At 62.0% G+C, this 6,377-nt stretch carries 4 protein-coding genes; all 4 read right to left on the bottom strand.

Annotated elements, in window-relative coordinates:
* The coding region (locus ABJF10_RS28365) for a c-type cytochrome domain-containing protein (RefSeq protein WP_348547986.1) at positions 1 to 1,059 on the bottom strand (1,059 nt) is incomplete at its 3' end.
* A gap of 6 nt (positions 1,060 to 1,065) precedes the next feature.
* Positions 1,066 to 3,510, bottom strand: a complete 2,445-nt coding sequence (locus tag ABJF10_RS28360; RefSeq protein WP_348547985.1) for a DUF1549 and DUF1553 domain-containing protein — start codon at positions 3,508 to 3,510, stop codon at positions 1,066 to 1,068.
* Between the two features lie 20 nt (positions 3,511 to 3,530).
* Entirely contained in the window at positions 3,531 to 5,918 is a 2,388-nt protein-coding gene (locus ABJF10_RS28355) for a PPC domain-containing protein (RefSeq protein WP_348547984.1), read from the bottom strand.
* A 100-nt stretch (positions 5,919 to 6,018) separates the two neighbouring features.
* Positions 6,019 to 6,377 (bottom strand): DUF1501 domain-containing protein (locus ABJF10_RS28350; RefSeq protein ID WP_348547983.1); only part of this gene is annotated, 359 nt, incomplete at its 5' end.

Genomic DNA, 6,377 nt, shown 5'->3' with positions numbered 1-6,377 from the left:
GATCTTGCCGTCTTCGCTGCACGAGGCGAGCACGCCGGGCATGAAGGCGAGGCCGGTGACCATGGCCTTGTGGCCAGGCAACGTATTGAATTCCTTGCCGGTGGCACCTTCCCAAATCTGGATGCCGCCGCTGCGATCGGCGCTGGCGAGATATTTGCCATCCGGCGAGAAGGCGATCGCGGTGACCCAGTCGGTGTGTTTCTTGATCGACTGGACGAGCTTGCCGTCCTTGGTGGAGTAAATCTTGAGCAGCTTCAACGGGCCGCCGAGGGCGACGAATTGCTGATCGGCGCTGAGATCCGCGGCGAGCACCTGATCGAACTCATTGCCGATGGTGGCGATGCGCTCGCCGGTCTTGATGTCCCACAGGACGACCTTGCCGAGCTTGCCACCGAGACCGCCGCCGGTAAGCAGCACCTGGCCATTGCGGCTGAAGCGGAGGACCGCGGGGAAGCCTTCGGGGAACGGTAGCACGCCGAGCGGCTGCAGTGTCTCGGTGTTGTAGAGCAACACTTGCTTCTGGCCGCCAACGGCCATGAGCGGCGCCCATGGGCTGACGGCGAGGGCGGTGATGGCGTTGTTATGCGCGGTGCGGACGTAGGGCTCGAGCGGCAGGTCGCCAGGCATGGGCGGCGGACCATCGGGGCGGGTCAACGAAACGACGGCGACGGAGACTTTGTTACTGGAAGCGGCCACGACCTTGCCGCTGGCGTTTTCCAGCAATTGCCCGGCGATCCACTTTTCCACCAAACCGAGTTCGGCGTCCGAAAGTTTATCGCCTTTCGGCGGCATCTTCGGGTCTTCAGTCTGCTTGACGCATTTGAAGAGCAAGCTCCCGGCGGCGTTGCCGGACTCCAGCACCTTGCCGTTTTCGCTGCCTTGCAGCGCGCCTTGGTAGGTCGACAAATCAAGGCCGGCCTTCTTCTTGTCGGGGTTGTGACAATTCAGACAGGAGTTGCGGAAGATCGGCAGGATCTGGTCCTCGTAGGTGACCTTGTCCGCGCCCTGCGCGGTGAGCGCAGCCGCAATGGTGACACTAAGAACGGCGAGTTTCTTCACTTCGAATCAATGGTTGAACATGAACTCCTTGGCGTTGAGCAACGCCCAGAAGATATCGTGATAAGCCTGCGGTTGGGTCTCGGTGACGCCCCAGTATTTCTCGAGCTTGACGAGTTCGCTCTCGGTCGGGAAGCGGCCGAAGCAGCGCAGGAAGAGCTCACCGGCGATTTCGCGCGGCGTGCGGTTGGTGTCCATGAGCTTCTTGACCACGCCGCCCTGGGTGATCTTGTCCTCGATGGTGGTGCCGTTGAGGAGATGCAACGCCTGGCTGAGCGTAGGGCCGACTTCCTCGCGGCTGCAAACGACCACGCGATCGGTCCGGCCGAAGGTGGTGAGGAAGTAATTCGAGGTCGTGCCATCGGCGATCTGCGCGGAACGCCCGCCCAGCGGCAGGCCCTTGAACTTCTCCTTGTCGCCAGTCTCGGTGACCTGACTGATGCAATCGAGCAACACCTCGGCGCGCATGCGACGGATGGTGGCCCGGGCGAAATTGCGATCGTCGAGCGCGTTGGTTTCATTGGCGCGCGTGGCCGTCTGGTAGGCGCGCGAATTGCAAATGTCGCGCACGATGTGGCGCAGGTCGTAATTGTACTCGATGATTTTCTTGGCGAGCGCGTCGAGCAACTCGGGGTTCGAGGCGGGATTGGAGACGCGCACGTCATCCACCGGCTCGACGATGCCGCGGCCCATGTATTGCGCCCAGACGAGGTTGGCGATGTGCTGCGGGAAGTAGGGATTCTCCGGCGAAGCGACCCAATCGGCGAGAACCTGGCGGCGATCCTTGCCGGTGCAATCGGGGGCGTCGCCACCGAGGAACTTCGGCGCGATGACGCGATTGTCGACGGGGTGGCGCGATTCGCCGGCGGCGCTGTTGAAGATGATCTTCTCGCGCGGATCTTCGCCGGGCTTGCGGCCGATCTGCGTAAAGAAAGCGACGAAGCCGCGGTAATCCTCCATCGTCCAGCGGTCGAACGGATGGTTATGGCACTGCGCACACTTCATGCGAATGCCGAAGAAGGACTGAGCGGTGTCTTCGGCGAGCTTCAGCGGATCGACTTCGATCTGGTAGTAATTGGCCGCTGGATTTTCGAAGTTCGAGCCGCTGGCCGCGATGAGATCGCGCGCGATCTCGTTCATCGGCACGTTCTTTTGGAATTTATCGCGCAGCCAGTTGTAATAGTTCTGGGTGGCCTTGGGGCTGCCCCCCTGGTTGTTGGGGCCGGAGCGGACCTGCAGCAGCTCGCTCCACTTGAGCGCCCAAACATCGACGAATTCGTTGCGGGCGAGCAATTCGTCGATCTTTTTGGCGCGCTTCTGCGAATCCTGATCGGAGGTGAACTTGGTGATTTCTTCACTCGCGGGCAGCGTGCCGGTGATGTCGATGAAGGCCCGGCGGAGAAAGGTCTCGTCGTTGCAAAGCTCGCTGGGCGTGATGCGCAGGTTGCGGAGTTTTTCGTCGACGAGCTGGTCGATGAAATTGCGCTCTTCGATCTTCGGCCATTCGTACTTCAGGCCTTTCGGGATCACGATGACCTGCGCGCCGACGGTGAAGGTGGCGTAGCGGGCCATGACGAACGCTTCGCCACGCGTGCCGGTGGTGATGACGCCGTCCTTGCTGATCTTGGCCGCGCCTTCGTTGCTGGTGAGGAAGAGCGCGAGATTGCTGACATCGCGATCGGTGCCGTCGGAATAATGCACGCGGACGGTGATCTTGAAATTCTGGCCGGGGCTCTCGAGCACCAGCTTCTTGGGCAGGATTTCGAGGCTGGTCGGCTTGGCGACATCAGCAGCGTCGTTGGGCGCGCCAGCGGCCAGCCAGCGGACCATGGTCGCGGCCAGCTCGCTGTTCTTTTCAAACAGCTTGCCACCGGTATGCGGCGCCGCCCCGGTCGATTTCGTGACGAGCATCGATTCCTCGGGAATGGCGAGATTGATGCGACGGCCGGAAAGCTCGCGGGTGAGGCGATAGTGGTCGCCCTCGGGATCAAAGCCCCAGAGGGAGAGGCGGAAGCCGTCCTGCCCGCGGGCCGCGCCGTGGCAACGATTGCACTCGGCCTTCATGAAGATGGGCATGACATCGAGCCGGAAGCTGACCGGCTGCTCGGTCCTGGCCTCCTCGACTTTCACCGGCACCTCCATGGACTGGCCTTGATACTCCACCTTGAGCGTGGTCTGGCCATCGGCCAGGGGATAGACGACGCCCTTCTCGATCTTCGCCTTGCTCGGGTCGGCGAGGGTAAAAGTTGCGGCGGCGGTGACGTCGCGGTTCACGCCATTGGGCTCGGTGGTGCGGACGACGAGCGTTTGCTTGTCGCGCGCGAACTTGAGGTTCACATCGGCCGGAAAGATCTCGACCGTGGCGGCGCCGGTCTCAGCGGCGGCGGGCATCAACCCGCTTACGGCGAGCAGGCAGGTGGTGAGGAACAGCGTGGGGATTTTCGGGGAGCGCATAGGTAAAGTGGAACGCTGGGTTACTTTTTGGCTGTTTCGGCAGGAGCTACGGGAGCGGCGTCGTTCTTCGCGACAGTGGCTTTGTCGACGCGCAGGATGCCGCCCTGGGCGAAGGTCGAGGTCAATTGCTCACCGTCCTTTTGCAAGGTGAACTGGCAGAAGAGCTGTTTGTGCTGACCGGCGGGCGTGGTCTTTTCGGCCTTAATGTTGAATTTGACTTCCGTGTCGTCCTTGGTGATTTCCTGCTCGTCCGCCGTGGTATTCGGCGGCAGGCCGAGAAGCGAGAGTTTCGCCTTGCCTTCAAACGGAATCTTTTGGTCGAGCTTCACGGTCATGGTCGTGGTGTCGCCCTGGTCGACATAGGTGCGCACCAACTTCCCGCCGACCAGCGGCGCGGCCACTTCGAGGTCGACCAATTGGGTGCTGAACCAGACAGGGCCCTTGCCGAAATCCGCGCTGCCGACGATGCAAACCTTCCACTTCTGGAGCGGCGCATTGCCATTGGCGCTGACTGCGACTGTCCCTTCGTTTTCGCCTTCCTTGATCTGCTGCAAACCGGCGGTGCCGATACCCGTGGGCGAGTAAAGGAGCCCAATGGTAATCGGTCCCTTGAAGTCATTCTTGCGCTCAGCCACGACTTTCAAATTCATCGAGCCAGTCTGGAGCAGCGGCACTTTGGGCTGCACGAGGCTGATTTTCACCGGGATTTCCTCGGTGACCGCGGCGGGCAGCAGATGCTGATGAATGACGTAGAAGGGGCGCTGGTTGTTGTATTCCATCACGTCCACCAAGTGGTCCACCTGGCTGATCACCTTCACATCCTTCGGCGGCTCGACGAGCCTGGCCACCATGTCAAAATCCTTGGCGGCGATGGCAGCGTCCGGCGCCGCCTCAAAGACCACGGGGACCGTGTCCACGCTCTTGTCGACCGTGGGGACGCTGGCGGTGATACCCGGGGGCAAAGCCACGGGCTCGAGCTGCACGTCGCCAGCGACATCGGCGCGCTTGATGCGCACCAGCGAGGCGTAGCGGTTGCCCTTCGGCACGGTGATCGCCCGGCGGTCCTGGTTCTGGTTGATCGTCATTTCCGGCAGCCACGCGGTGAGCTTGGGTTCAACGGCGGTGACCTCAAGGCGGTAGACGTAATTCGGGCCGCCACGGTAAAGCTGATCGTGCACGGCGACGCAGTATTCGCCATCCGCCGGCGCTTTCCAGCGCAGGTAGCTGTCGGGTCCACCGGCATCGTCATTGGTCCCGATCTTGCCGCCCTTTTCGTTATAGATATCGATCACCGAATCCAGCGGCGAACCGAGGCGGCGGGCGAACACAGTGAAATCGAATTGCTGGTCCTTCTTGACCTTGAACTTGAAGTAATCGACGTCGTCTTTCTCATCGATGATGCCATTGAGCGCGACCGGGAATTCCTGGGCGACGACCGTGGCGTGGGCGATGTCGTTGTTCGGCTCGGTCTCGAGCACGTTCGGAAAATAGGAGACGCGCATTTCATTGGGCTGCGGCGTCGGCTGGTCCTGATTAACGGTATAGAGATCGAAACTATCGTCGGCTTTCTCCGGGAGCTTGACCGATTGCTCAATGGGGCCGGAGGCATCACCGATGAGCTTGACCTTCACCGTCTCACCCGCCGGGCCACCTGCCGGATAAACCGCCAACGGCCGGGCGAAAGTGCCGATGTTCATGAGGTAGGCGCACACCCCCGGGCCGGCATTGGTCGTGTCGCGAACGGAGATGATGTATTTGCCGTCTTCGGGAGCGAGAATGCTGGCGACGGGATCCTGCCGGGAGAAACCGGTATCGTCCACGGCGATGACGGGCGTGCCATCGGCCTTGGTGATGGCCAGGAAGGGATCGTAAGGTGTCTGGGTGTGCAGCCGCAGGCCGATCACTTCCACGGACAAGCGCTGCCCCTTCTTGAGGTCGACGTCGTACTTGGCCACGGCGTCGTCCGGGGTGTGGCCGTAGACGGTGGTGTTCAATTCGATATGCTGGACCGGCTTCGGGCGCACCTTGGAGTCCGCCTCGGCGACCATCGGGAACGGAGTGACGTAGAAGGTGCGGACGTCGGCAATGCCGGACGCGGTGATGATTCGGAGAGTGTGCTCGCCGAGGCGCGCGTCGGGGGCGACTTTGATTTTGGCGGTGAATTTGCCTTTGTCGGCCGTCAGGACCTGCGACTCGAAAGAGCCGGGCTCATCGAAAAGGAGCGTGCGGGCATCTTCCAGGTTGGTCCCGGTGCATGTCACTTCCATTTCCCCGCCGCGCTGGGCGCCGCCGGGGTAGATGTGGGAAGCGCGCGGCGAACCGGCCAGGGCGCTGGTCGCGAGAAGACAGGACGCGGCGGCGAGGGCGCCGCAGCGGATGCGGAGAGCAGATAGGATGGGGAACGGCATATTCACGATAGGAGAGGCTGGGCGCACAAAACGCGGCGGCTAGCTTGATGCCGTGCCGCCGCGTTTTCGCTGTTCAGGTTTTGAAGATCAACCGCGGCGCTTAAGCCAGAAGCTCACTCACCACCTGGCCCTCGTAAACGATGGCCTGCGGGCGCCCACCGGGCGACATGAGCTTCTTCTCTGGCTTGATGCCGAGCTGCGTGAAGACGGTTGCGGCCATGTTGGACACCGTGAGCGGATCGCTATCGGGTTCCGCACCGGTCGGGTCGGAAGAACCGTGGACGTAACCACGCTTGAAGCCGCCGCCGGCGAAGGCCACGGAGAAGACGCGCGGCCAGTGATCGCGACCGGCGTCCTTGTTGATCTTCGGCGTGCGGCCAAATTCGGAAGAGACCATGACCATCGTCTTGTCGAGCATCCCACGACGGTCGAGGTCGGTGATGAGGGCGGCGTAGGCTT

This window comes from Chthoniobacter sp. (assembly GCF_040003245.1).
Lineage (GTDB): Bacteria > Verrucomicrobiota > Verrucomicrobiia > Chthoniobacterales > Chthoniobacteraceae > Chthoniobacter.
This window is presented reverse-complemented; position numbering and strand designations above follow the sequence as displayed.

Coding starts and splice junctions, on each gene's coding strand:
- ABJF10_RS28355 (WP_348547984.1), bottom strand. CDS start 5,918: ATGCCGTTCCCCATCCTATCTGCTCTCCGCATCCGCTGCGGCGCCCTC.
- ABJF10_RS28360 (WP_348547985.1), bottom strand. CDS start 3,510: ATGCGCTCCCCGAAAATCCCCACGCTGTTCCTCACCACCTGCCTGCTC.